The sequence below is a fragment of the Streptomyces sp. NPDC012835 genome (assembly GCF_042900885.1).
Taxonomy (GTDB): domain Bacteria; phylum Actinomycetota; class Actinomycetes; order Streptomycetales; family Streptomycetaceae; genus Streptomyces.
Genome location: NZ_JBIBBW010000002.1, coordinates 1008227 through 1029776 on the forward strand (window position 1 = coordinate 1008227; position 21550 = coordinate 1029776).

The 21550-nt window shown below is 70.9% G+C and carries 22 protein-coding genes, 2 tRNA genes and 1 pseudogene; 14 read left to right on the plus strand and 11 right to left on the minus strand.

Annotation, left to right across the window (positions count from 1 at the left end; all coding sequences use genetic code 11):
- Positions 1 to 35: 35 nt before the first annotated feature.
- Positions 36 to 533 carry a DUF3830 family protein gene (locus tag ACFY6S_RS11840; protein ID WP_388825298.1) on the minus strand — a complete coding sequence of 166 codons (498 nt, stop codon included), beginning with the start codon at positions 531 to 533 and terminating at the stop codon, positions 36 to 38.
- A gap of 107 nt (positions 534 to 640) precedes the next feature.
- On the opposite strand from ACFY6S_RS11840, the gene ehuB reads away from it, so the two are divergent.
- The 6 genes from ehuB (at position 641) to ACFY6S_RS11870 (ending at position 4845) form a co-directional block, all read left to right on the plus strand.
- Complete coding sequence (gene ehuB / locus ACFY6S_RS11845; protein WP_388825295.1) at positions 641 to 1543, plus strand: ectoine/hydroxyectoine ABC transporter substrate-binding protein EhuB; 903 nt, start codon at positions 641 to 643, stop codon at positions 1541 to 1543.
- Positions 1540 to 2214 carry an ectoine/hydroxyectoine ABC transporter permease subunit EhuC gene (gene ehuC, locus ACFY6S_RS11850; RefSeq protein ID WP_388825292.1) on the plus strand — a complete coding sequence of 225 codons (675 nt, stop codon included), beginning with the start codon at positions 1540 to 1542 and terminating at the stop codon, positions 2212 to 2214. The genes ehuB and ehuC overlap by 4 nt, the downstream gene beginning before the upstream one ends.
- Positions 2211 to 2861 (plus strand): ectoine/hydroxyectoine ABC transporter permease subunit EhuD, encoded by a 651-nt coding sequence (gene ehuD / locus ACFY6S_RS11855; protein ID WP_388825289.1) that lies wholly within the window; start codon positions 2211 to 2213, stop codon positions 2859 to 2861. The genes ehuC and ehuD overlap by 4 nt, the downstream gene beginning before the upstream one ends.
- Positions 2851 to 3603, plus strand: coding sequence for an amino acid ABC transporter ATP-binding protein (locus ACFY6S_RS11860; protein ID WP_388825286.1), 753 nt, complete (start codon positions 2851 to 2853; stop codon positions 3601 to 3603). The genes ehuD and ACFY6S_RS11860 overlap by 11 nt, the downstream gene beginning before the upstream one ends.
- Before the next feature lie 294 nt (positions 3604 to 3897).
- On the plus strand, positions 3898 to 4656 hold the full coding sequence (locus ACFY6S_RS11865) for an IclR family transcriptional regulator (protein WP_388825283.1): 759 nt from the start codon (positions 3898 to 3900) through the stop codon (positions 4654 to 4656).
- 115 nt (positions 4657 to 4771) lie between these two features.
- Positions 4772 to 4845, plus strand: a tRNA-Lys gene (locus ACFY6S_RS11870).
- A gap of 52 nt (positions 4846 to 4897) precedes the next feature.
- Here ACFY6S_RS11870 and ACFY6S_RS11875 read toward each other — a convergent pair.
- From ACFY6S_RS11875 to ACFY6S_RS11890, 4 genes are all read right to left on the minus strand, one after another.
- Positions 4898 to 5377: a phospholipase gene (locus tag ACFY6S_RS11875; RefSeq protein ID WP_388825280.1), complete on the minus strand. Its 480-nt coding sequence runs from the start codon at positions 5375 to 5377 to the stop codon at positions 4898 to 4900.
- Positions 5378 to 5712: 335 nt separating this feature from the next.
- Entirely contained in the window at positions 5713 to 6303 is a 591-nt protein-coding gene (locus tag ACFY6S_RS11880) for a lytic polysaccharide monooxygenase (RefSeq protein ID WP_388825277.1), read from the minus strand.
- A gap of 195 nt (positions 6304 to 6498) precedes the next feature.
- A complete protein-coding gene (locus ACFY6S_RS11885; RefSeq protein ID WP_388825274.1) occupies positions 6499 to 8325 on the minus strand; it encodes an SPFH domain-containing protein in 1827 nt (608 codons plus the stop codon).
- Positions 8326 to 8336: 11 nt separating this feature from the next.
- A complete protein-coding gene (locus ACFY6S_RS11890; RefSeq protein WP_388825271.1) occupies positions 8337 to 9770 on the minus strand; it encodes a peptidoglycan-binding protein in 1434 nt (477 codons plus the stop codon).
- Positions 9771 to 9953: 183 nt separating this feature from the next.
- Here ACFY6S_RS11890 and ACFY6S_RS11895 point away from each other — a divergent pair.
- From ACFY6S_RS11895 to ACFY6S_RS11920, 6 genes and pseudogenes are all read left to right on the plus strand, one after another.
- Positions 9954 to 10027, plus strand: a tRNA-Lys gene (locus ACFY6S_RS11895).
- Between the two features lie 354 nt (positions 10028 to 10381).
- Entirely contained in the window at positions 10382 to 10630 is a 249-nt protein-coding gene (locus tag ACFY6S_RS11900) for a hypothetical protein (protein WP_388825268.1), read from the plus strand.
- Positions 10596 to 11126 (plus strand): DUF6879 family protein, encoded by a 531-nt coding sequence (locus tag ACFY6S_RS11905; protein WP_388825265.1) that lies wholly within the window; start codon positions 10596 to 10598, stop codon positions 11124 to 11126. Before ACFY6S_RS11900 ends, ACFY6S_RS11905 begins: the two co-directional genes overlap by 35 nt.
- 26 nt (positions 11127 to 11152) lie before the next feature.
- Positions 11153 to 12002: pseudogene (locus ACFY6S_RS11910) on the plus strand (helix-turn-helix domain-containing protein).
- A 295-nt stretch (positions 12003 to 12297) separates the two neighbouring features.
- Positions 12298 to 13284: a radical SAM/SPASM domain-containing protein gene (locus ACFY6S_RS11915; protein WP_388825262.1), complete on the plus strand. Its 987-nt coding sequence runs from the start codon at positions 12298 to 12300 to the stop codon at positions 13282 to 13284.
- A gap of 40 nt (positions 13285 to 13324) precedes the next feature.
- A complete protein-coding gene (locus ACFY6S_RS11920; protein ID WP_388825259.1) occupies positions 13325 to 13705 on the plus strand; it encodes a hypothetical protein in 381 nt (126 codons plus the stop codon).
- Positions 13706 to 13727: 22 nt separating this feature from the next.
- On the opposite strand, the gene ACFY6S_RS11925 is transcribed toward ACFY6S_RS11920, so the two are convergent.
- From ACFY6S_RS11925 to ACFY6S_RS11950, 6 genes are all read right to left on the minus strand, one after another.
- Positions 13728 to 14441, minus strand: coding sequence for a nucleoside/nucleotide kinase family protein (locus ACFY6S_RS11925; protein WP_388825255.1), 714 nt, complete (start codon positions 14439 to 14441; stop codon positions 13728 to 13730).
- A 136-nt stretch (positions 14442 to 14577) separates the two neighbouring features.
- Positions 14578 to 15309 (minus strand): class F sortase, encoded by a 732-nt coding sequence (locus tag ACFY6S_RS11930; protein WP_388825821.1) that lies wholly within the window; start codon positions 15307 to 15309, stop codon positions 14578 to 14580.
- Between the two features lie 236 nt (positions 15310 to 15545).
- Positions 15546 to 16301, minus strand: coding sequence for a hypothetical protein (locus ACFY6S_RS11935; protein WP_388825253.1), 756 nt, complete (start codon positions 16299 to 16301; stop codon positions 15546 to 15548).
- A gap of 110 nt (positions 16302 to 16411) precedes the next feature.
- Entirely contained in the window at positions 16412 to 17191 is a 780-nt protein-coding gene (locus tag ACFY6S_RS11940; RefSeq protein ID WP_388825251.1) for an HAD-IIA family hydrolase, read from the minus strand.
- 147 nt (positions 17192 to 17338) lie between these two features.
- Complete coding sequence (locus ACFY6S_RS11945; RefSeq protein WP_388825248.1) at positions 17339 to 18199, minus strand: hypothetical protein; 861 nt, start codon at positions 18197 to 18199, stop codon at positions 17339 to 17341.
- A gap of 157 nt (positions 18200 to 18356) precedes the next feature.
- Positions 18357 to 19706 carry an ROK family protein gene (locus ACFY6S_RS11950; protein WP_388825818.1) on the minus strand — a complete coding sequence of 450 codons (1350 nt, stop codon included), beginning with the start codon at positions 19704 to 19706 and terminating at the stop codon, positions 18357 to 18359.
- 74 nt (positions 19707 to 19780) lie between these two features.
- On the opposite strand from ACFY6S_RS11950, the gene ACFY6S_RS11955 reads away from it, so the two are divergent.
- Both ACFY6S_RS11955 and ACFY6S_RS11960 read left to right on the plus strand, forming a co-directional pair.
- On the plus strand, positions 19781 to 21022 hold the full coding sequence (locus tag ACFY6S_RS11955) for a Gfo/Idh/MocA family oxidoreductase (RefSeq protein WP_388825245.1): 1242 nt from the start codon (positions 19781 to 19783) through the stop codon (positions 21020 to 21022).
- A gap of 54 nt (positions 21023 to 21076) precedes the next feature.
- A complete protein-coding gene (locus tag ACFY6S_RS11960; protein WP_388825242.1) occupies positions 21077 to 21544 on the plus strand; it encodes a heme-degrading domain-containing protein in 468 nt (155 codons plus the stop codon).
- Positions 21545 to 21550 lie beyond the last annotated feature (6 nt).

Sequence of the window (21550 nt, forward strand, 5' to 3'; positions counted from 1 at the left end):
GTGGGGCGGGGCGGCCGGCCGGGCCGCCCCGCCCGCTACTCCCGGCGGAAGCTGAGCGTCTCGCCGATGGCGCCCGCGCGCCACAGGTCCTGGCACGCCTCGGCCATCCGGTCGAGGCCGTCGACCACCGTGCCCCAGACGATGCCGGGGATCCATCCCATGTCCCCGTTGATCAGCAGATTGTTCCGCTCGTAGAAGAGGGCCAGGTCGACGGTGGTGCGGCGGGTCGTCACGGCCTTCGTGTCATAGCCGTACGACGAGGTGCCCAACTCGGTGTCGGAGAAGGTGAAGTAGCACAGATCCCCGGGGATGGGGGTCACGGTCGGATTCTCCAGCGGCGGTTCCTCGGCGGCGAAGGCCGGAAACAGCGCATAGATCTCGTTGCGCGCGTACTTCGCGTGGTAGACGTCCGAGCCGAGCGGCAGTGCCTCCCACACCGCCGCGCAGGTGACCGGAGCCCGGTCATCCAGGAGTTTCGCGGTGCAGTGCACCCCGCGCTTGTCGAGCGACACAGTCACGAATCGGTCGGTCATGCCTTCATGGTCCTCGCCTGATCCACTGAGTCAAGGGCACACCGGGTGCGCGTGATCGGCTCAAATTGATGTGCATAACCCGATAGGACTCGGGTAGCCGCGCGCCCATGGCTTCACCACCAGAGCACAACAGAGAAAGACCTGCAAAACGGTACATACGGCGCCGATCATTGCTGCTGGGCACGGCGGCGCTGGGCGCGGCGGGGACGCTCGGCGCCGCCGGCTGCGCGAAGATTCCGTCCGGCGACACGCTCGCCCGGCTGAGGTCGCAGCGGACCGTGCGGCTCGGCATCGCGGGCGAGGCTCCGTACGGCTACGTCAACGAGCAGGGTGACTTCACCGGCGAGGCCGTGGAGCTGGCGAAGATCATATTCAAGCGGCTCGGCATCGCCAACGTACAGCCCGTGGCCACCGATTTCTCCTCGCTGATACCCGGGCTGAACTCGCAGCAGTTCGATGTCGTATCGGCCGGGATGTACATCAACGCGGACCGCTGCAAACAGGTCATCTTCGCCGACCCCGAGTATCAGATGCTCGACTCGTTCCTCGTCCGCAAGGGCAACCCCAAGGGGCTGCACTCGTACCAGGACGTGGTGCGGACCAAGGCGAAGTTCGCCACCGGCACCGGCTACGCCGAGATCGACTACGCGATATCCGCCGGGGTCCCCGAGAAGGAGATCGTCATCCTCCAGGACCCGGTCGCCGGGCTGAACGCGGTGGAGTCCGGCCGGGTCGACGTCTTCGCGGGCACCGCGCTCACCGGCCGCCAAGTGGTGAAGAAGAGCCGCAAGGCCGAGGCGACGAAGCCGTTCGCACCGCTGGTGGACGGCGAGAAGAAGATCGACGGCGGCGGTTTCGCGTTCCGCCCCACGGACGCCGGCCTGCGCGACGCGTTCAATGTCGAGATCCACAAGATGAAGAAGAGCGGAGAGCTGTTCCGCGTCCTGAAGCCCTTCGGCTTCACGGAGTCGGAGATGACGACGCTCACCGCAGAGGAGCTGTGCGCATGACCGCCGGCCTCTGGACCAACTGGGTTCTCCCGGGAATCTGGGTCACCGTCCAGCTCACCCTGTACAGCGCCGCGCTGGCCACCGTCGTGGCCTTCACCGTGGGGACGGCCCGTACCCACCGCTCGCGCTTCGTGCGTTTCCTCGCGGGCTTCTACACCGAGATCTTCCGGGGCACTTCGGCGCTGGTGCTGATGTTCTGGCTGTTCTTCGTCATGCCGGGCCTCTTCGGCTGGGCCCTGGTCCCGATGTGGGCGGCGGTGCTCGCGCTCGGTCTGTCGTACGGGGCGTACGGCGCCGAGGTCGTGCGCGGGGCGCTGAACTCCGTGGCGCCCGCGCAGCGTGAGGCCGGGATCGCCCTGAACTTCACGCCCTGGCAGCGGATGCGGCTGATCCTGCTGCCGCAGGCGGTGCCCGAGATGATCCCGCCGTTCAGCAACCTGCTCATCGAGCTGCTGAAGGGCACCGCGCTGGTCTCGCTGCTCGGCGTCGCCGATGTGTCGTTCGCGGCCTATCTGGTGCGGCTGGCCACCCAGGAGAGCGCGCAGATCTACACGGTCACGCTGGTGATCTACTTCGTGCTCGCCTTCGTGCTCGCCCGCGGCATGCGGGTGCTGGAGCGCAGGACCAAGGCCGGGATCGGCATCACCACCACGCCGGGAGGTGCCCGATGAACTGGGACTGGTCCGCTGTCGCGGACTTCATGCCGCGCTTCTGGGACGGCCTGCTCCTCACCCTTCAGGTGCTGGTGCTCGGCTCGGTCCTCTCCTTCACGCTCGGCCTGGTCTGGGCGATCGGGTTCCGGGCGCCGACGCGTTTCGTCCGGTGGCCGGTGAACGTCCTCACCGAGTTCATCCGCAACACCCCGCTGCTGGTGCAGCTTTTCTTCTTCTTCTTCGTGCTGCCCGAATGGGGCGTGCAGTTCTCCGGACTGACCACGGGCACGATCGCGATCGGGCTGCACTACTCGACGTACACCGCGCAGGTCTACCGCGCGGGCATCGACGCGGTGCCCGCCGGGCAGTGGGAGGCGGCCACCGCCCTGAGCCTGCCGGTGGGCAGGACCTGGCTGGCGGTGATCCTGCCGCAGGCGATCCGGCGCATCGTGCCGGCGCTCGGCAACTACGTCATCTCGATGCTGAAGGACACGCCGCTGCTCGCCGGGATCAGTGTGCTGGAGATGCTCCAGCAGTCCCGGCTGGAGAGCGCGTCCACCTTCCAGTACACCGAGCCGCTGACCGTCGTCGGTGTCGCCTTCATCCTCATCGCCTACCCGGCTTCACTTCTCATGCGAGCCCTGGAGCGTCGTCTTGTCCGCTGAAAACGCCAACGAATTGATCAGGTTCGACAAGGTCACGAAGAGATTCGGCAAGAACACGGTCCTGGACGACCTCTGTTTCTCCGTACAGCCCGGAAAGCACGTCACGCTGGTCGGCCCGTCCGGCTCCGGGAAGACCACCATCCTGCGGCTGCTGATGACCCTGGTGAAACCGGACGAGGGGACGATCACGGTCAACGGCGACAAGCTGTTCCCCGCCGACACCAAACAGGTGCGGGAGGTACGGAAGAACATCGGCATGGTCTTCCAGCAGTTCAACCTCTTCCCGAACATGAACGTCCTGCGCAATGTCACCGAAGCCCCGGTACGGGTGCTCGGCATGAGCAAGGAGGAGGCCGAGGAGCGCGGTCGCGAACTGCTCGACCTGGTCGGCCTCGGCGACCGCTGCGCGGCCAGGCCCTCGCAGCTCTCGGGCGGCCAGCAGCAGCGGGTCGCCATCGCCCGCGCGCTGGCGATGCGGCCGCGCATCCTGCTGCTGGACGAGGTCACCTCGGCGCTCGACCCGGAGCTGGTGGCCGGGGTGCTGGACGTCCTGCGGGACATCGCCCGCACCACCGACATCACGATGCTCTGCGTCACCCACGAGATGAACTTCGCCCGGGACATCTCCGACGACGTGATGATGTTCGACTCCGGCAAGGTCATCGAATCCGGCCCGCCCGAGAAAATCTTCACGGACCCGGAGCACGACCGTACTCGCGAGTTTCTCAGCGCGGTGCTGTGATCATGCCCGTACGGCTCTGACCTCACATTCTGTTGAAGCAAGTATGCCGCTGGCATATGCCAGAGTGGTGCGGCCCAGTACAGTGGCCTGGGCCGCACCCGGATACGTGGTCAACAGGCCCCCCGCGGTGGACGCTTGACGGTTATCGTGGTCGGTGAGCTCGCGGTCACCACCTGCCGGCACGGAGGGTCGCCCGCGTACTGGACGTACCGGGGTGCTCCCGACCACACGGCGAGCGTGCGTACGGGCGCCGCAGGGCAGGCGGGACGTGGAAGACAGGCCCTAGGGGGAACCGTGGTGCTGAAACCGGAACCGACCGCTCCCTTCCACTCGGTGCGCTATGTCCTGCGCGTCCTGGAGACCGTCGCCAAGTACGGCGGCGGGGTGACCGACACCCGGATCGCCCGGGAGAGCGGGCTGCCGGCCGGCCATCTCGCCCCGCTCCTGTCGATGCTGCGGCGCGAGGGGTACGTGGAGCAGACCCCGGACGGCACCTATGTGATCGGCGACTCGCTGGCGCTGCTCGGCTCGGGCACCGACCGGCGCCAGGCGCTGGCCGCCCGGCTCCAGGACGGCCTCGCCGAGCTGCGCGACACGCTGGGCGCGGCGGTCTACGTGAGCCGGTACGTCGACGGCGAGATCCGGGTCACCGAGGTCGCCGACGGACCGCTCACCCCGGCGGTCAACGAGTACGTGGACTTCCGCGCGAGCGGCCACGCCAGCGCGATCGGCAAGTGCCTGCTCACCCAGCTGGACCGGGACGGCCGCAAGGACCATCTGTCGCGCCACCGGATCGCCCGGTTCACCTCGCGGACGATCACCAGTGAGCGGCTGCTCCTCTCCCGCCTCGACAGCCATCCGCCGACCATGCCCGTGCTCGACCTCCAGGAGTACGCCCTCGGCACCGTCTGCGCGGCGGTTCCGCTGACGGCGGGCTCCACGGTCGGCTGCCTGGCACTCTCCCTCCCGCTCGAACAGATGCACCGCCTGCGCGCGGTGGCCGAAACGCTGAACCGCAGAGCGGCCCCGATGGCGCTGGCACTGACGTTCTGACGCCCCTCCTGCGCTGTTTCCTCCCCTATCGACATGGGAGAAAACGGGCGAAAAGGGAAGAAAGCGGCTGGTGCGGAGCACCCCGCGACAGCGGGTATTATTTTCGAGTCAGCAGGCGCCGCTAGCTCAGTTGGTTAGAGCAGCTGACTCTTAATCAGCGGGTCCGGGGTTCGAGTCCCTGGCGGCGCACAGACAGGGTGGGGCCTCTCGCGAAAGCGAGGGGCCCCACTTTTTTCGGCCGTTACGCGGCGGCCCTGTTCGCCGGGGTCACGCCGAAGATGTCGACCGCGTGGTAGTACGTCCACGCCGTACCGTCGCAGGACGTCTTCGTCGCACCCGAGTACGCCGAGCAGACCCGCTTCAGGTCCTCGTAGAACGCGGAGTCGAGCCGGGCCTTGTTGGCGCTGAACGTATTGGCCGCCTTGTAGTTGCGGTAGCCGAAGTCATGGCGGGCGCAAGCGGTCTTGAAGGGGAAGCCGAAGGGGTTGTCCGGCGAGGACGAGCAGTAGTCGGTGGACCAGTCGAAGCCGTAGGCCGACCAGGCCCCCTGGTTGTTCCGGGCGGCGAGCCAGGAGTTGTGGCTGGCGGCGCTGGTCTGGGTCCAGTTGCCGAGCACCCGGGCCTTGTCGGCGGGAGCGGCGTCGGCCTGCGTGGTGGTCAGCAGGACGGTGGCGAAGGAGAGCGCGGCACTGGCGAGGGGAAGGGCGAGGCGTCTGCGCATGACGGAAAACCTCCGGGCGGGCGTGGGGGAGAGTCGCTCCGGACCCGGGGCGGCGCGGAGCGGCCACAGCGTGAACTCCACGGCTGTCGCACGGATCTACGCGCGATGACCGTCCCGGTGATGGTGCCCCGCCTTCCGGCGTCGTCAAACGCCCCGAAGGCCGAACTCCGCGCAGAGAATGGCTTGTCAGCCCCTTCCACCGCCGACGACCCGTGCGCCCGGGGACGGACTCCACGCCCCCGGGCGGTCGTTCACGTGCGGTCGTCCACAAGCGGTGCATCATGAGCGGTGACTCATGAGTCGTGGCTCACGAGCGGTGACTCACGGACGGGCCGTCAGAACTGCACGTCGGAGCAGGCGTAGAACGCGTTGGCCGTGTCCGCGATGGTCCATACGGCCACGATCATGTGCCGGCCCGACTTGGAGGGAAGCGTCCCCGAGTGCGACAGCGTCGCCGGCGGCTGCTGGTTGTTGTACGGAACGGTCAGGAACGGCTGCGCGTCCAGCGCGGCGCGGGTGAGCGGCTGGGACGGGTTCCAGCCCGTCTTGGTGATGTAGTACTTGAAGTCGGTCGTGGCGTGCCGGGCGGTGAACTGCCAGCGGAAGTTGTAGCTCTGGCCGCCGGTGACCTTGGTGGTGGGCCACCCCGTACCGCCGCGCTGGTCGTCGAGCTGCGCGAACTGCCCGTTGCCGCCCGAGCAGATCTTGCCGTCCGCGGGGCCGGCGGCCGGGAAGCCCTTGGGGCCCTCGACGCTCTGCGGCTCCCACTGGATGTTGCCGCAGTTGGTCACCGTGCCGTTGGCACAGAGCTTCTGCCGGCTGAGAGGTGAGTCGGTGTAGCCATGGCTACTGGCGCTGCCCGTGGCGAACAGGGAGACACCGGCGATCGCGAGGCCGACGACGGCCGCGCTTATCTTCTTTCGCATGCTTCGCTCCAGAGAACGTGGGGAGTTCGGTGAGCCGTACCGCACGCGTGCGGGAGGAACAGGCGGAACGGTCTGCGGTCTAGACCAAGTTCAGGATATGGACCCTGCTTGACCATGTCCATATCAAAAGCAGATCAGGTCCAGACCATTTCGCGTCGGTCCCCGGCACTCACCACCCGGCGCTCACCGCCCGGTTCACCACCTCGCGCCGGCGTCCTGCCGCCCCGTGTAGAAGGCGACCGTCAGGTCCTTGACCAACGCCTTGCGCTCGTAGTCGTCCAGTTCGACCAGCCCGCGTGAGGTCAGCCGCCCCACCGTGTCGTCCACCGCGTCCACCACCGAAGTCAGCACGCTGTCGCGGTGCTTGGCGTCGATCGCCGCGATCCGGCGGCGCTGTATGGCGGCGGCGATCTCCGGCGCGTACTCGATCCGCGTCGGCTGGGCCGAGAAGACGTCGACGCCGACGGCCCGGCACTCCGCCGACAGCATCCGCGTCAGCGCGTCGCCCACCGCCTCGGCGTCACGCAGCGTCGGCGCCTCGTCGTGGAAGGCGTCGGCGGGCAGCTGCGAGAGCACCCGCGCCATCGCCGCCTCCACCTGCTCCCGCAGATACTCCTCGTGGTCCCGGACCCCGAGCGCCGCGCGCACCGTGTCCCGCACCCGCCAGACCACCAGGACGACCACGCGCAGCGCCGTGCCGTGCGAGTCGACGGCGGGCATCGGTTCGCTGCGCCAGTGCCGCAGCCGTACGTCCACTCCCCGGCGCAGCAGGAGCGGGCTCATCCAGAGCAGCCCCGTACGGCGCACGCTCCCCCGGTAGTCACCGAAGAGGGTCAGCACCCACGCGTGCCCGACCCGGCCGCGCCCGAGCCCGCCGAAGGCGAGGAGCGCGACCATCGCTCCGACCGCGAGCAGCGCCCACGCCTCGACTCCGACGCCCCGGTACGGGCGGGACGGCAGCCGGAGCGCCCCGGTCACCGCGTCCGGTACCACCCCGCACCACCACGCCAGTGCCGCGCACGCGAGCAACGCCACGCCCCCGGCGAGCAGAGCGGCCCAGCCGGGGAGCACCGGCCCCGGCCGCTCGGCCAGCTTCGGATCACCGGGCGCGGGGGCTCGCGCCGGTACGACGGGAGCGGGCACGGGCGGCCGTTCCCGTACCCGGGGCTGCTCGCCCGAGCCCCAGCGGCGGCCGATCACGGTGGGCATGGGCGCCGGGGGGCGGCCGGGTTCGTCGCGGAAGAGGAGGTGGACGGGGATCTCGTGGGTGCTCTCCCCCACGATGAGCGGGCTCCACCGGGGCGGCCGGGCGGTGTCGGTGGGGGCGGCTCCGGTGGGGGCGCCCCCGGTGCGCGGGGCGGGGGCGGAAGTGGGGCCGGGGCTGAGGCCGTTGCCGGAGCCGTTGCCGGGGCCGGAGACCGCGCCGAGGGTCAGGGGCACGGGCAGGTCCCATGGAGCGAGGGGGCCGGTGTCGGCGTCGTGCGTGGCGGGTGCGGGGTCGAGGGCCGCGTGGCCTGCCGGGCCGACGGCCGCGTCGAAGGCGGGGGCAGGTTCGGAGCCGGGGGTGGGTTCGGAGCGGCGGACGGGGGCGGGGGCCGGTTCCGGGGCAGGGCCGAGAGCGGGCTCCGGCTCGAAGGCGGACTCGGAGTGGAAGGGCGGCTCCGGGTCGAGGGCGGGGTCCGGGCCGGGGCCGGGGCCCCGTTCGGGGATCGGCGCGGCGACCGGCTCCATGCGCGGCTCCGTGTCCGCCGCACCGTACGGGTCCCACGCGTCGGACGCGGGACCCGTACGGCCCGTGACTCCCGTACCGTCCGCGCCGGCCGCCTCTTCCGCGGCGCCCGCGACGGCTCCCGGACCCGACGAGCGCTCGACCGCCCGCTCCTGCGGCCCGGTCTCCGGGGCGGGCCCGTCCTCGCCGGGCGCCGCACCCGCGACGGCCCCCGGGAACGGCTCGGGCCGTACGGCGAACACGCCTCTCAGATCGGGCCCGTCGTCGTCCGGTCGCGGGTTCGTCGTGGTCATCCTTGCCTCCGTCATGCGAAGAGTCGCCGCCAGGTCTGCGGGCCGGGATAGCCGTCGGCCTCGGCGCCGCGCCAGCCCTGCGCCCGCTGGAACGCCTCGACATTGCGCCGGTCCGCCTCGGTCCAGCGGGGGCCGGGACCCGAGGAGTAGTACGTGCCGAAGCCCTTGCGTACGAGCCGCTTGCCCAGTTCGGTGACGTGCGGGCCGGCGCGGCCGGGCCGGAAGTACGCGGGGCCCGGGAAGGCGGGAACGCCCGTACTCGCCTGCGCACCGCTGCCGCCCTGCGCGCCCGCGCCCACTCCGGGGCTGCCGCCGGCGCCCGCGGCGGGGATGTTCCTGCCGAGCCCGTTCACCAGATAGCGCCAGGTCTCCGGGCCGGGCAGCCCGTCCGCGTCCGTGCCGCTCCAGCCCTGCGCCCGCTGGAACGCCTCGGTGGCGCGGCGGTCCGCCTCGCTCCAGCGCGGCCCCGGCCCCTGGGTGTAGAAGCGCCGGCCGCCGCGCTCCACCAGCATCTCGCCGAGCTGGGTGACGTACTTGTTGTTGGCGCCGGGGCCGAAGGAGGACGCCCCGGGGTACGTCGCGGAGGCGCCGCTGCCGCTGGGCTTGCCGCCGCCCGGACCCGTCTCCGTACCGGTGCCCGGCTCCGGGCCCTTGCCGTCGGCGGGGTCGGCCAGCCCCTTGTAGCGGTAGGGGACATAGCGGCTGGAATTGCTCCAGTACGCCATCGGCGTGGCCTGGGAGCGGGTGTGCGGCTTGGTCTGCTCGTACGCCATATAGGAGGAGTGCGTGTAGTCGGTCCAGCCGCCGAAGATCGTGACGTGCGACCCCTTGTTCGGGTCGTCCGGATTGTGGAAGAGCAGGATGTCGCCGGGCTGGAGTTCCTCGCGGTCGATCCGTACCCCGAACTGCGCGAGGCTGCCCGTCCACTCGTTGCTCCCGAGGTTCCAGGCCATCGACACATAGCCGGAGCAGTCCTGGCGGTAACCGTCCGACCAGAACTTCTCCATGCTGTACGGCACCTTCGCGCTCACCCAGCGCTTGGCCCGGTTGATGACGTCGGCGCGGGTGGATTTGCGCGGCTCGGCCGACGGATGGCTGGAGCCCGGCCCCGGCAGCGGGCGCCCGTGAAGGGGCGCGCTGCCGCCCTGCGGGGTGTCCGGGTCGGGGGCTGCGGGCAGCGCCTCGGCCGTACGCGGCAGGGACGGCCCGGTCAGCGGGCTCGCCGGTACGGTGGCCGCCCGCGCCGGGTCGGCACCGACACCCGGGGCGCCCAGCGCGACCCCGGCGGCGGTCGCCAGGACGAACGCCCGGCGCACGCCGTGGGCGGCCGGGTGGCCACCGGCTCGCACCGGCAGCCCTCTGGCCAGATCGCGCCGCCGCTCGGCGCACCCCGCGCAGGGGCAGTCGAGAGCGGGCTCGTAGTCCTCGAAGGCCGGGACGGTCATGCGATCCCCTCCACACTCATCAAGATCTTTCGAAGCGTCTGCGCGGGGGCCAATGTCCCAACTGTCCAGACAAGTCACATTTTGACGGGTCAAATGTAAGAAAAGACAATCCGACAGGCCGCAACACTCATCAAATGGTCGGAGCCACTCGATCGGATCGGGTAGAGTTCTCCAGGTCAGCAGGCGCCGCTAGCTCAGTTGGTTAGAGCAGCTGACTCTTAATCAGCGGGTCCGGGGTTCGAGTCCCTGGCGGCGCACGCACAGCGAAGCCCCTTCACCACAGGTGAAGGGGCTTCGCTCGTTTCCCGTACGCGGCCTAAGGGCTGTCCCGTCATGCCTGGTGGATCAGCGCGCGGCGTCAGATGCGGTGCATCGCACGGCGGAGGAGCGTCCGCGGACTGGATGTACGCGGACGCGACGACAACGCGGCGAGGTGCCGTAGCTGTCGTCGCGCGCCCGCCGGGCATGACGGGACAGCCCTTAGCGGCAGGCGAGGCCACCCGCCGCTCCTGAACGCACGAACCCTGCTCCCGCCATGTGCCCTTGACACCTCCGGCCGACGAGCGTCATCGTCACGCAGGATGGCGCACCCCTCACTGTGGGAGACGAAGATGGCACTACAGTTCATCGCGAAGGATCCTGATACGGACGAGAAGAACTGCCCCACCGTATGGATCGACGTCGAAGTGGAAGAGATGCTCTTCCAGGGCCTGAAGCCGGATGAAGCACGGATGGTCGAGTGCCTCAGGACCGGCCCGGTTCCGGACAGTGAGGCGATCGTCCGTCTGCCGCTGCGGATGGTGACCGCTATCAGAAAGGCGTGTGATGAGGCAGAACGAGCGGGCGTACGAATTCGATGACGTGCTGGCCCGCTGCACACGCTCCGCTGTCCATCTGGAGATGCGGGACACGTACGCGGTGGACAACGAGGCCGGCCGCTACGCCGAGTGGAAGGCCGGACACCGGCACGACCCGGACGACCGGGAATCGTGGTGGCGCCCGTGGCACTCGTTGATCGCTGAGACCGTTGCCCGAGGTGTCGTGGTGCGCCGGGCTCGTATCGTTTCCGAACCGGTCAGTGAGTACATCCGGTTCGAGTACGACGGCACCTTCATGAACGTCGCAGCGGGCGAGTCGGTGCGCTGGCTCCCGAGGCGACGGGCATCCGACCTGGCGTTGCCCGGCAATGACTGCTGGGTGTTCGACGGCGAAGTGGTCCGCTTCGGGCACTTCACCGGTGACGGGCAGTACACCGGCGAGGAGTGGTCGGAAGACCTGGCTGTGACGCGCCTCTGCTCATCCGCGTTTGAATCCGTCTGGGAACGCGCCACCCCGCACGAGGACTACAAGGTCTGACGCGCTGAGCCGCAGGTTCCCCGCTCATGCCGTCCTCACCCTCGTCAAGCGCGCAGGCAGCCCGTGCCGCGGTCGCCGCCCGCCTTCGGGACCTCAGACTGGAAGCCGGCCTGACCGGGCGGGAGCTGGCTGCCCGTGCCGGATGGAGCACGGCCAAGGCGTCGCGTATCGAGAATGCGAAGACACCACCGTCGGACGCCGACATAAAAGCGTGGTGCCGGGCCTGCGGCGCAGAGGATCAGACCGTTGATCTGATCGCATCCAGCAGAAGCGCCGATTCGATGTATGTCGACTGGCGACGGAAGCAGCGCACGGGACTGCGCAGGCTCCAGGAGTCGGCCGTGCCGCTTTTCGAACGGACGCGCCACTTCAAGTGCTACTGCTCCAACGTCATCCCTGGCCTCGTTCAGACCGACGGCTACGCCACGGCGCTGCTCTCCGCCATCACCGACTTCCGTCGGATCCCGAACGATGTCGCGGAAGCCCGTGGAAGCCCGCATGGCTCGGTCGCAGGTGATCCGCGAGGGCGACCACAGGTTCGCGCTCATCGTCGAGGAGGACGTCCTCCACTACGGCTTCGGCGACGCCGAAGTCATGGCTGGACAGCTCGGGTACCTGCTGGCGGTCATGTCGATGCCTTCCGTGTCACTGGGAGTCATCCCCCGCACGGCACCACGCGCGATGTGGCCGATCGAGACGTTCATGGTCTTCGATGACGAGCAAGCTTCGATCGAGCTGCTGTCGGCGGATGTGACGGTCACCGTCCCCGGTGAAGTCGCCTTGTACGTCCGAGCCTTCGCGGAACTTGCCGACATGGCCGTTCACGGAAGTGCCGCCCGTGCGCTGATCACTGACGCCATTAACTCTCTCGGGTAATCACCGTGTAATTCGGTGCAACGGCATGGCCACCGCGTCCGGCCCGTTCCTACGGTCGTGCGCATGGACGCAATCCGATGAGACTGACATGCGCCTGCTGCCGTGGACTGCCCCAGAAGGCAAGCCGTGCGTTTTGCGCACGGACGGTTCGGGTGGGTTCCTGTCGCCGGTCGCGGACAGCGGGTGCCCTACATAGGTCTCGGCCTGGGCATTCGCACCTCCTTGCACTTCCTCCCTCCCCTGACTCAATGGAGCAGCGATGCGTGCCCTCCCACTCCGCCCCCAATTCGCCTGGTTGGAGATCACCGGCTTCTGCAACCTGAACTGCCGTCACTGTTACGCCGATTCGTCGCCCCGGGGCGACCACGGCGACATGACCGAGGCGGACTGGTTCCGTGTGATCGATGAACTCAACGACATGGGCGTACGGGACATCCAGTTCATCGGCGGAGAGCCGACGCTGCACCCCGGCCTGCCCGCGTTCATCCGGCACGCGCATACGTATGCCATGCACATCGAAGTGTTCAGCAACATGACCCGCATCCGGGACGAAGTGTGGAACGCGCTCCAGACGCCTGGCGTGCGACTGGCCTTCAGCTACTACAGCGATCAGGATGCCGACCATGACGAGGTGACGGAGGCACGCGGGTCACACGCGCGCACGCTTGCCAACGTGACCAGAGCACGGGAACTCGGCATCAGGATGCGCGGCAGCGTCATTCATGTGCTGGCGGAGCAGCGGCAGCGGGGCGCTCATCACGAACTGCTGGGACTGGGCATTTGGGATGTCCGTACGGACAACATCCGCCCCTTTGGTCGCGGGGCCGAGGGAGCCTCCCCTCAGGTCGGCCGGCTCTGTGGCCGGTGCGGACGCGGGAAGTTCGCCGTATTACCGGACGGCCGGGTGTCGCCGTGTGTTTTTGCCCGCTGGATGGATCTCGGCAACGTACACACGCAGAGCCTCCGGACCATCTACGACGGCCTGCCCATGCGGGCGGCGCGCGAGGAACTGGAGCGAGCCTTTCCGCACACCGCCGTGGGCGGCAAGCCCGTGTGCAATCCGGAGTGCAACCCGGCATTCCATACGTGTTCGCCTCAGCTGGCCTGCGCCCCCGACGCGGCGTGCGGCCCGACGGGGAACGGCGAGGAAGGGGACGAGGGGGCGGTGGCCGGCGCACGTCGCGCCGCGCCGTTCCGTGCGGTACGCGGATCCCGGAGTGTCCGGCACGGACTGCTGAGCACTCCGAGCGGACCGCGCGTGATCAAGGCTCGCGGCCGGTAGCGTCGTCACGCTGCTCGACCCGACCGGACGGAGTACGACCATGCACGACGCGTCTGTGATCCCGCTCTACCTCGCCCGCCGCGACGCCTTCGCCGATTTCCTCTCCGCCGTGGACGCCGAGTCCCAAGTCGCCTGGCACCGCGCCGACGGCCGGTTCAGGGCGTCGGACGGCGCTCCGGACGACCTCGCGGCCGTGGCTGCCGTCGACGCGGCGTATCTCCGTACCCGGAGCGCGTTCAACGTGATCGATCTTGAGGGGGTCGGTCCGGTCAAGGAGGCCCGGGTGTTGGTGGAGCAGGTGTCGGGGCTGCACAAAGAGGGCGGTGGGAACCCGGACTGGTATGAGTACAAGAGGGCCCGGGAGGCATTCCTCACCGCGGCCACCGGCCATCTCAGGGGACTGCTTCCCGGGCAGAGCTGACCCGGGACGCCAGGGGCGGGAGTCACCTCGCGGCGGGGGCGCCGTCGTTCTCGGTCAGCCGTACGACCAGGTCGGCATGGGGGCGGGTGCTCGCGATCGTCTCGGCGTTGCGCTGGTCGGTGCCGTGTGCCCAGACGTGGGCGGCCCGGGGGGACTTGCCGAACTCGATGTGCCGGGCGACGAGGCGTCGCAGGCGCAGCGGCTCGTCCGGTTCCACGTACCAGGACTCGTCCAGCAGCGGCCGTATCCGGGCCCAGGGGCCCTGCGGCAGCAGGAGGTAGTTCCCTTCGGTGATGACGAGGCGTACCTCCGGGCCGATCGCGATCTCGCCCGCGATGGACTCCTCGATCTCACGGTGGAAGCGCGGCGCGTAGACGGTCTCCGTGCCCGCGTCCGCGCCGGGGCCGGTGTCGGTGTCGCGCAGACGGCGCAGCAACGCGGCGTATCCCGAGGCGTCGAAGGTATCGGGGGCGCCCTTGCGGTCGCGGCGGCCGAGGGCTTCGAGTACGGAGTTGGCCAGGTGGTAGCCGTCCATGGGCAACAGGGCTGCGCGCGGGCCCAGTTCGCGGGTGAGGAGGGCGGCCAGGGTGCTCTTGCCGGCGGCCGGGGCGCCGACGATTCCGAGGACGGTGCGGCCGGGGCGGGCCATGAGCCGGCCGGCCCGTTCCACCAGGGCGGTGAGGTCGCCGGCCGTGAGGTGCGCCTGGGGGCTCCGGTTCGGAGCGGACGGGCTCATGAGGTCTCCCCGCGTGGTCACTTGGCGTTCCGGGCCAGGCCCGGCGGGCCCGGTCGCCCATCGTGGCATACCGGGCCCGGCCGTCACGCGCCTCGGCCGTCAGCGGCCGTTTTCGGCAGCTTCGGGCCGGGGGGGATCAGCCCTGCCGACCGGCCGCCCTCTGCGGCTCCTGCACGCCGGTCAGATACGCGGACACCACCACGTTCGCCGTGTAGGCGTGCTCCTTGGTGTCGAACGTCCCCCCGCAGGTGATCAGCCGCAGTTCCGCGCGGTTCTTCTCGCGTGGGCCGTAGACCTTCTTCGCGTCGAAGCGGTCCCGGGGCACGACCCTCACGTCGTCGATCGTGAACTCGGCGATCCGCCCGTCCGCCCTGGTCACCGCGACCTTGGCGCCGGGCTTGGCGGCGCTCAGCCCGTAGAAGACGGCGGCTTGCTTCTCGGTGTCCACATGTCCGACCAGGAGGGCCGCGCCCACCGCGCCCGGTTGGACGCCGCCGTCGTACCAGCCGACCGTGTCGGGCAAGTCGTACGGTGGCGGATCGACCGCGCCGTCGGCGTCGAGGCCGCGCGCCATGATGGGCGCGGCGATGCCGAGGGACGGGATCTCGACCCGCTTCGGGGGCTGGACCGCCGGGGGCGCCGCCGCCACCGGGGCGTGCCCGGAACCACTCCCCGCCCCGCGTCGCGCATCGCCCGGGGCGTCGTTCAAGGGGTCCCGGGCGGGCGGCAGCCGCACTCCGGGCGGACGGCCCACCGCCGCCACGTCGCCCGTGGTGGGCGCGGACCGTCCGCCGAGGCCGTCGCCGACGCCCCGGCCCCACATCCAGAGCCCGAGCAGGAGCACGGCCCAGGCCACGCCGGTCAGCAGCCTTCCCCGGCCGGCGCGGCCCGGTGCACTCCAGGGACCAGCAGGACCGGCGGGACCGGCAGGAGCGGCGGGACCACCGGCATCGGTGGGATCAGCGGGACCGGTGGGGCCCGCCGACTCGGTGGCACCCCTGGTGCCCCTCGTACCCCTGATGTTCCTGGCGCCCTTGATACCCGTGATACCCGTGATACCCGCGATGCCGGTGATTCCCTTGACGCGGTCCCTGACGGACACGGTCAGTCCGCGTCGCGCGAGGCCGTACGCTGCCGCCGCACGCTCCTGAAGGCCACGGCGACCGCCGCCACTCCGGCCAGCACCAGGCCGATGACCGCGTGCTGGGTGCCGGGTCCGCTGCTCGCGGCCTCGGCCTTGGCGTCCGCGTCCGCCTCCGCGTCCGTGTTCGTCTTCACGGCGCCGGAGGAGGAGTCGGAGGCGGCGAGGTGGGTCGCCGTACCGCCGCCACCGGCCCTGACCGGTGCGTACGGGGTCCTGTCGTGATCACGGCGTTCGTGGTCGCCGCGCGTGTGGTCCCGGCCCCGGTCGCGGTCCCCGGCTCCGTCCCGGCCGCCGTCGGACCGTCCGTCGTGGACGATCTCGATGCTCCCGGACGAGGCGTGGTCGCGGCCGTCGCAGCTGACGTTGATCTCGTACCGTCCGGCGGTGGCGGACTGCTTGATCTTGACGTGGCCGCGCAGCGGTACGGCGTAGTCGGGGTTCCTGGCCGTCTCGGCCTGGTCCTGGTTGTACTCCTCGCCGAACGCGCGGCGCGCGAGATCGGCGTTCGAGGCGAAGACCCGGGACTTGGCCACGGCCGAGTGTCCCTTGCACCCCTCAACCTGGACCTCGACCTCACCCCCCGGACCGGCGGTGGACGGGTTGACGGTGACTCGTACGGAGTCCTTGGCTTGAGCGGCGGTGGTGCCCAGGACGGGTACGGCCACCAGGACGGTGACCGCACCCGCGGCACGGAGAGCGAGCAGAGCAGAGCGCATCGTTGACCTCCTGGACCGAGACTCACCCGCGCGGGCGGTTTTCGCATCCGGAGCGCGCGGTTACCGGCGAGTCGCTCCGCCGTACACCCCGCTGACGTGCTGCGACGCTCTCAGACGCGATCAATCAGATCGGCGATCGAGTCAACGACCCAGGACGGGCGGAAGGGGTGGCGGTCCACCTCGGCGTGTGTGGTGACGCCGGTGAGCACGAGGAAGGTCTCCATCCCCGCCTCCAGACCGGCCAGCACGTCGGTGTCCATCCGGTCGCCGATCATCGCGCTGGTCTCGGAGTGGGCGCCGATGGCGTTGAGCCCGGTGCGCATCATCAGCGGGTTCGGCTTGCCCGCGAAATACGGGTCCCTGCCGGTCGCCTTCGTGATCAGCGCGGCGACGGCCCCGGTGGCGGGCAGCGGGCCCTCGGTGGAGGGGCCGGTCTCGTCGGGGTTGGTGCAGATGAACCGCGCGCCGCCGTTGATCAGCCGGATCGCCCTGGTCAGCGCCTCGAAGCTGTACGTACGGGTCTCGCCCAGCACCACGTAGTCCGGCTCGTGGTCGGTGAGGATGTAGCCGATGTCGTGCAGCGCGGTGGTCAGCCCGGCCTCGCCGATGACGTACGCCGTGCCGTTCGGGCGCTGGTCCTCCAGGAACTTGGCGGTGGCGAGCGCGGACGTCCAGATGTTGTCGACCGGCACGTCCAGCCCCATCCTGGACAGCCGGGCCTGGAGGTCGCGCGGGGTGTAGATCGAGTTGTTGGTCAGGACGAGGAAGGGCTTGCCCGACTCCCGCAGTCGCTTGAGGAATTCGGCGGCGCCGGGGATCGGGACACCCTCATGGATGAGGACGCCGTCCATGTCGGTGAGCCAGGACTCGATCGGCTTGCGCTCTGCCACTGGACTGTTCTCCGCTCTGCGGTGGCCAATAATGCACTGTCCGACACGCCCAGCCTAACCAGGGCGCGGCGCGGACGGTACGGGCACGGTGGCGGGTCAGGCGCGAGGACGGCCCGGTCGCGGGGGCCCGTCGGCCACGGGCCCGGTTCAGTCGCGGAGTTGGCGTGCGCCGATGAACAGGGCCAGCCCGGCGGTGAGGAGCGCGACCGCGGCGACGGCCCGCCCGAGGAGGGCGCCCCGGGAGAGGCCGGAGGCGGCGAGTTCGGGAGCGGGGGTGGGGGCGGGAGCGGGAGTGGGGATGGGGACGGAGAGGGCGGCGGAGGCGGAGGGCGGGGTGGGAGCGGGAGCGGGGGCAGAGGTGGGGACAGGGCCGCTGCCGGTTTCCGTACCGCCCTCCCCCACGGTGAAGAGGTACGCGTCCGACGCGCCGACCCAGTCACCGGCGGCGCCCCGCCGCTGCACGGTGGCCGCGCTGACCGCGACCTCGTTCGGGCTCGTGTCCGCGCCGAAACCGAGGCGGGCCCGCACCGTGACGGTCCGGCCCGCCGGTACGTCGTACCCCGGGGAACCGTCGTCGAGGACGCCGATGATCTCGTCCTCGTCGGTCCGTTCCAGCGACAGCGTTCGCCAGCGTCCCCGGGGATCGGCGGTCTCCAGCGTGACGTCGGAGGCCGAGAGCGTACGGTCCCGGTCGGCCAGGACCAGGACCGGATGGATGTCGTGGCAGGTGGCGCCCGTGGCGTTCGTCAGGTCGACGGAGAACGCACCGGGCGGGCCGCCCGGCCGATAGGACGCGGGGCCGTCGTGGATACGGGCCCGGATCGGGAAGTCGCGGTCGGTCTGCCGGCCGCAGCGAGGCCGTGGCGCGTCGGGGCGGCCCTCTCGTCCCGCCGTTTGCCCGGCCTCGGCCGCGACCGCCGCCCGCTCGTGGACCACGAGCACGAACGGCGCGAGCGCCGTGGCGGCGGTGGCTGCGACGACCAGGGCGTGACGCGGGCGAAGTTGCATGGGGGACGTGGCCTTTGCGGATCGCGAGGCGGTCGGGACGCGGATGCCTGACTGCGGCTGCCCGGCCCTCGACGCTGTCACAGGCCCTCGGCCCACCGTTCTCTTCGCGGCCCACCGCGCCGATACGTCGCATAAACGCACCAACAAATGCACCCCATCAGCCGAGGCCCACGCCTCCCCCGCCCCGCCGACGCCCGAAGATCGGCGCCAGCACGAGCTGCGCCGCGCCCTCCGCCACCGGGTGCGGGCCCCCTCCGGCCGCGCTCACCGGAACGGCCGTACCGCCCGGGGCGCGTGCGGCGACGGCGGCGCCCACGCCCCGTACGAAACGCTCCTGGTGCGCGGCGATCGTACGGCCGCCGAGCAGCACGCGGTCGATGTCGAGAAGCCCGACGAGGTTCGCCGCCCCCGCCCCGAGCACGCGCGCCGCCCCGCCCGGATCGCCCCGGCCGACGGCCGCCAGACAGAGCGCCTCGATACAGCCGCGATTGCCGCAGTCGCACACGGGCGGCGCACCGGCCGCACCGGACGCGTCACGCGCGTCGGCAGGGGCGGGGGCGGGCGGGTCGAGCTGAATGACCTGGTGCCCGAACTCACCCGCGCCGGTGCGTTCCCCCCGGTACAGCGCGCCGCCGAGCACGAGCCCGGCGCCCAGGCCCGTCCCGAGGTGCAGATACGCGAAGGAGTCGCCCGGTCCGCGCAGGGCGAGTCCGAGTGCGGCGGCGTTGGTGTCCTTGTCGAGCACAACGGGCAGCCGGAGCCGGTCGGCGAGGATGTCGCGCAGGGGGCAGCCGTCCCACTGCGGAAAGCCGGTGACACGCCCGAGGACGCCGGAGGCGTGGTCGAGCGGGCCGGGCATGGCGACGCCGACCCCGAGCAACGCCCCGGTCCCACCACCTGAACCGACACCGGACCCGGCACCTGAACCGGCAGTCGCGCCTGTCCCCCTCCCCGTACCGGTCACCACACCCGTGCCCGTACCCGTACCCGCGCCCGTACCCGCGCCGCCCGCCCGCGCGTGTTCGGCGCGTACCGCGTCCACCGCCCGTGCCACCGCCGCGACGACGTGCTCCGTGCCCGCGCCGAGGTCGAGCGGCGCGCTCCGTACCGCGACGGGCGCACCGGCCAGATCCACCAGGACCGCGACCAGCTCATCGCGCTCCAGGTGCAGCCCCACGGCGTACGCGGCGGACGGCACCAGCCGCAGTACGGTCCTGGGCTTCCCTCCCGTGGACGCGCGGCGCCCGGCCTCCGCCGCCAGCCCCTCCGCGCGCAGCCTCGCGGTGATCTTGCTGACCGCCTGCGGGGTGAGCCCGGTGCGGTCGGCGAGTTCCAGCCGGCTGATGCCGCCCTCCCCGGCCGTACGCAGCAGGTCGAGCACGAGAGCGGCGTTGTGGCCGCGCAGCACCGGCAGGTTGGCGCCCGCGCCGCTGCCGGCCCAGGCCCCGCCCCCGGCCGCGCCGGCCGCCTCGCCCCCGGGCCCGCCGCCCCCGTCACGTCCGTACATGCCTGTCACCTCGTTCACCTTCGCATTGTCCCTGCTGCTTGCACTTTGGCAACACCGTTGCTTAAGTGGTGCCCATGACTGGTACCGGAACCGGCACGGGCCCTGATGCCCCTCTGCGCGTCGGACTCGTGGGTTACGGCCTCGCGGGCTCCGTCTTCCACGCCCCGCTGATCGCGGCCACCGACGGGCTCGTGCTCGACACGATCGTCACCTCCAGCCCGGAGCGCCGGGCCCAGGCGCGGGCCGAGTTCCCCGGCGTACGGTTCGAAGCGTCGCCCGACGCCCTGTGGGGGCGGGCGAGCCAGGGCGGGGGCACGGACTCCGGGCACGGCGAGGGCACGGACCCCGGCCGGAGCGCGGACGCGAACTCCGCACTCGAACCGCTTGATCCGGTCGAAGCGCTCGAACCGCTCGAACCGCTTGATCCGCTTGATCCGCTCGACCTGATCGTCATCGCCTCGCCCAACAAGACGCACGTCCCGATCGCGACGGCCGCTCTCAAGGCCGGGCTCCCCGTCGTCGTGGACAAGCCTCTCGCGGGCACCGCGGCCGAGGCGCGCGGACTGGCGGCGCTGGCGGAGGAGCGCGGGCTGCTGCTCTCCGTGTTCCAGAACCGCCGCTGGGACAACGACTTCCTCACCCTCGCCCGGCTGATCCGCGCCGGAGAACTGGGCGAGGTCCAGCGCTTCGAGTCCCGCTTCGAGCGGTGGCGCCCCCAACTCAAGGGCGGCTGGCGGGAGTCGGGTGCGCCGGAGGAGATCGGCGGCCTGCTGTACGACCTCGGCAGCCATGTGGTCGACCAGGCGCTGATGCTGTTCGGGCCGGCGGTGCGGGTGTACGCGGAGGCCGATGTACGCCGCCAGGGCGCCGAGGCCGACGACGACACGTTCCTCGCGATCACCCACGCGAACGGCGTCCGCTCCCATCTGTACGCCAGTGCCACCACCGCCCAACTGGGGCCGCGCTTCCGGGTGCTGGGCTCGAAGGCCGGTTACGTGAAGTACGGCCTCGACCCGCAGGAGGCGGCCCTGCGCGAGGGCAAGCGCCCCGGCGCGGAACCGGGTTGGGGCCTGGAACCCGAGTCGCTGTGGGGCCGGATCGGCGCGGGCCAGTCCCCGCTGACGGGCGGCGGCCACCCCGTCGAGACCGAGCCGGGCGACTACCCGGCGTATTACGCGGGCATCGCCGCCGCCCTGCGCGACTCCACCGAACCGCCGGTGACGGCGCGTCAGGCAGCGGCGGCACTCGACGTACTGGAGGCGGCCCGGCGCTCGGCGCGCGAGGGCGTCACGATCGACCTGGAGGTCCGGTCATGAGCCTGATCGACGTGGCGGCCCATTCATGAGCACGATCGACGCGGAGGTCCAGTCATGAGCACCGAACTGCCCGGGGTGGCCGAACTCGAAGCGCAGGAGGCCCGGTTGGTCCTCAGCCACTTCACCCACGACGACGCGTGGGCGCTGGGCTCCCTGCTGGTCGGGCTCGCGCGCGGACGACACGCCCCGGTGGCCATCGACATCCGCAAGGGCACCCAGCAGCTGTTCCACTGCGCCCTGCCGGGCTCGACGGCGGACAACGACGCGTGGATCGACCGCAAGCGCCGGGTCGTGGAACGGTACGGCGCTGCCTCGCTCCTCGTCGGCGCCCGCTTCCGCGCCAAGGGCACCACCTTCGAAGAGTCCTCCCGGCTCGACCCGAACCTCTACGCGGCCCACGGGGGCTCGTTCCCGATCGCCGTCGAGGGCGTGGGGATCATCGGCGCGGCCACGGTGTCCGGCCTGCCGCAGGCGGCGGACCACGCGCTGGTGGTGGAGGCGCTGGAGCGACTGCACGGGTGAGGGGCC

Bases quoted from the DNA above. Each gene is read 5' to 3' on its own strand.
- ACFY6S_RS11840 (WP_388825298.1), bottom strand. From the start codon at position 533: ATGACCGACCGATTCGTGACTGTGTCGCTCGACAAGCGCGGGGTGCAC.
- ehuB (WP_388825295.1), top strand. From the start codon at position 641: ATGGCTTCACCACCAGAGCACAACAGAGAAAGACCTGCAAAACGGTAC.
- ehuC (WP_388825292.1), top strand. From the start codon at position 1,540: ATGACCGCCGGCCTCTGGACCAACTGGGTTCTCCCGGGAATCTGGGTC.
- ehuD (WP_388825289.1), top strand. From the start codon at position 2,211: ATGAACTGGGACTGGTCCGCTGTCGCGGACTTCATGCCGCGCTTCTGG.
- ACFY6S_RS11875 (WP_388825280.1), bottom strand. From the start codon at position 5,377: ATGCGCAGACGCCTCGCCCTTCCCCTCGCCAGTGCCGCGCTCTCCTTC.
- ACFY6S_RS11880 (WP_388825277.1), bottom strand. From the start codon at position 6,303: ATGCGAAAGAAGATAAGCGCGGCCGTCGTCGGCCTCGCGATCGCCGGT.
- ACFY6S_RS11885 (WP_388825274.1), bottom strand. From the start codon at position 8,325: ATGACCACGACGAACCCGCGACCGGACGACGACGGGCCCGATCTGAGA.
- ACFY6S_RS11890 (WP_388825271.1), bottom strand. From the start codon at position 9,770: ATGACCGTCCCGGCCTTCGAGGACTACGAGCCCGCTCTCGACTGCCCC.
- ACFY6S_RS11900 (WP_388825268.1), top strand. From the start codon at position 10,382: ATGGCACTACAGTTCATCGCGAAGGATCCTGATACGGACGAGAAGAAC.
- ACFY6S_RS11905 (WP_388825265.1), top strand. From the start codon at position 10,596: ATGAGGCAGAACGAGCGGGCGTACGAATTCGATGACGTGCTGGCCCGC.
- ACFY6S_RS11920 (WP_388825259.1), top strand. From the start codon at position 13,325: ATGCACGACGCGTCTGTGATCCCGCTCTACCTCGCCCGCCGCGACGCC.
- ACFY6S_RS11925 (WP_388825255.1), bottom strand. From the start codon at position 14,441: ATGAGCCCGTCCGCTCCGAACCGGAGCCCCCAGGCGCACCTCACGGCC.
- ACFY6S_RS11935 (WP_388825253.1), bottom strand. From the start codon at position 16,301: ATGCGCTCTGCTCTGCTCGCTCTCCGTGCCGCGGGTGCGGTCACCGTC.
- ACFY6S_RS11945 (WP_388825248.1), bottom strand. From the start codon at position 18,199: ATGCAACTTCGCCCGCGTCACGCCCTGGTCGTCGCAGCCACCGCCGCC.
- ACFY6S_RS11950 (WP_388825818.1), bottom strand. From the start codon at position 19,706: ATGTACGGACGTGACGGGGGCGGCGGGCCCGGGGGCGAGGCGGCCGGC.
- ACFY6S_RS11955 (WP_388825245.1), top strand. From the start codon at position 19,781: ATGACTGGTACCGGAACCGGCACGGGCCCTGATGCCCCTCTGCGCGTC.
- ACFY6S_RS11960 (WP_388825242.1), top strand. From the start codon at position 21,077: ATGAGCACCGAACTGCCCGGGGTGGCCGAACTCGAAGCGCAGGAGGCC.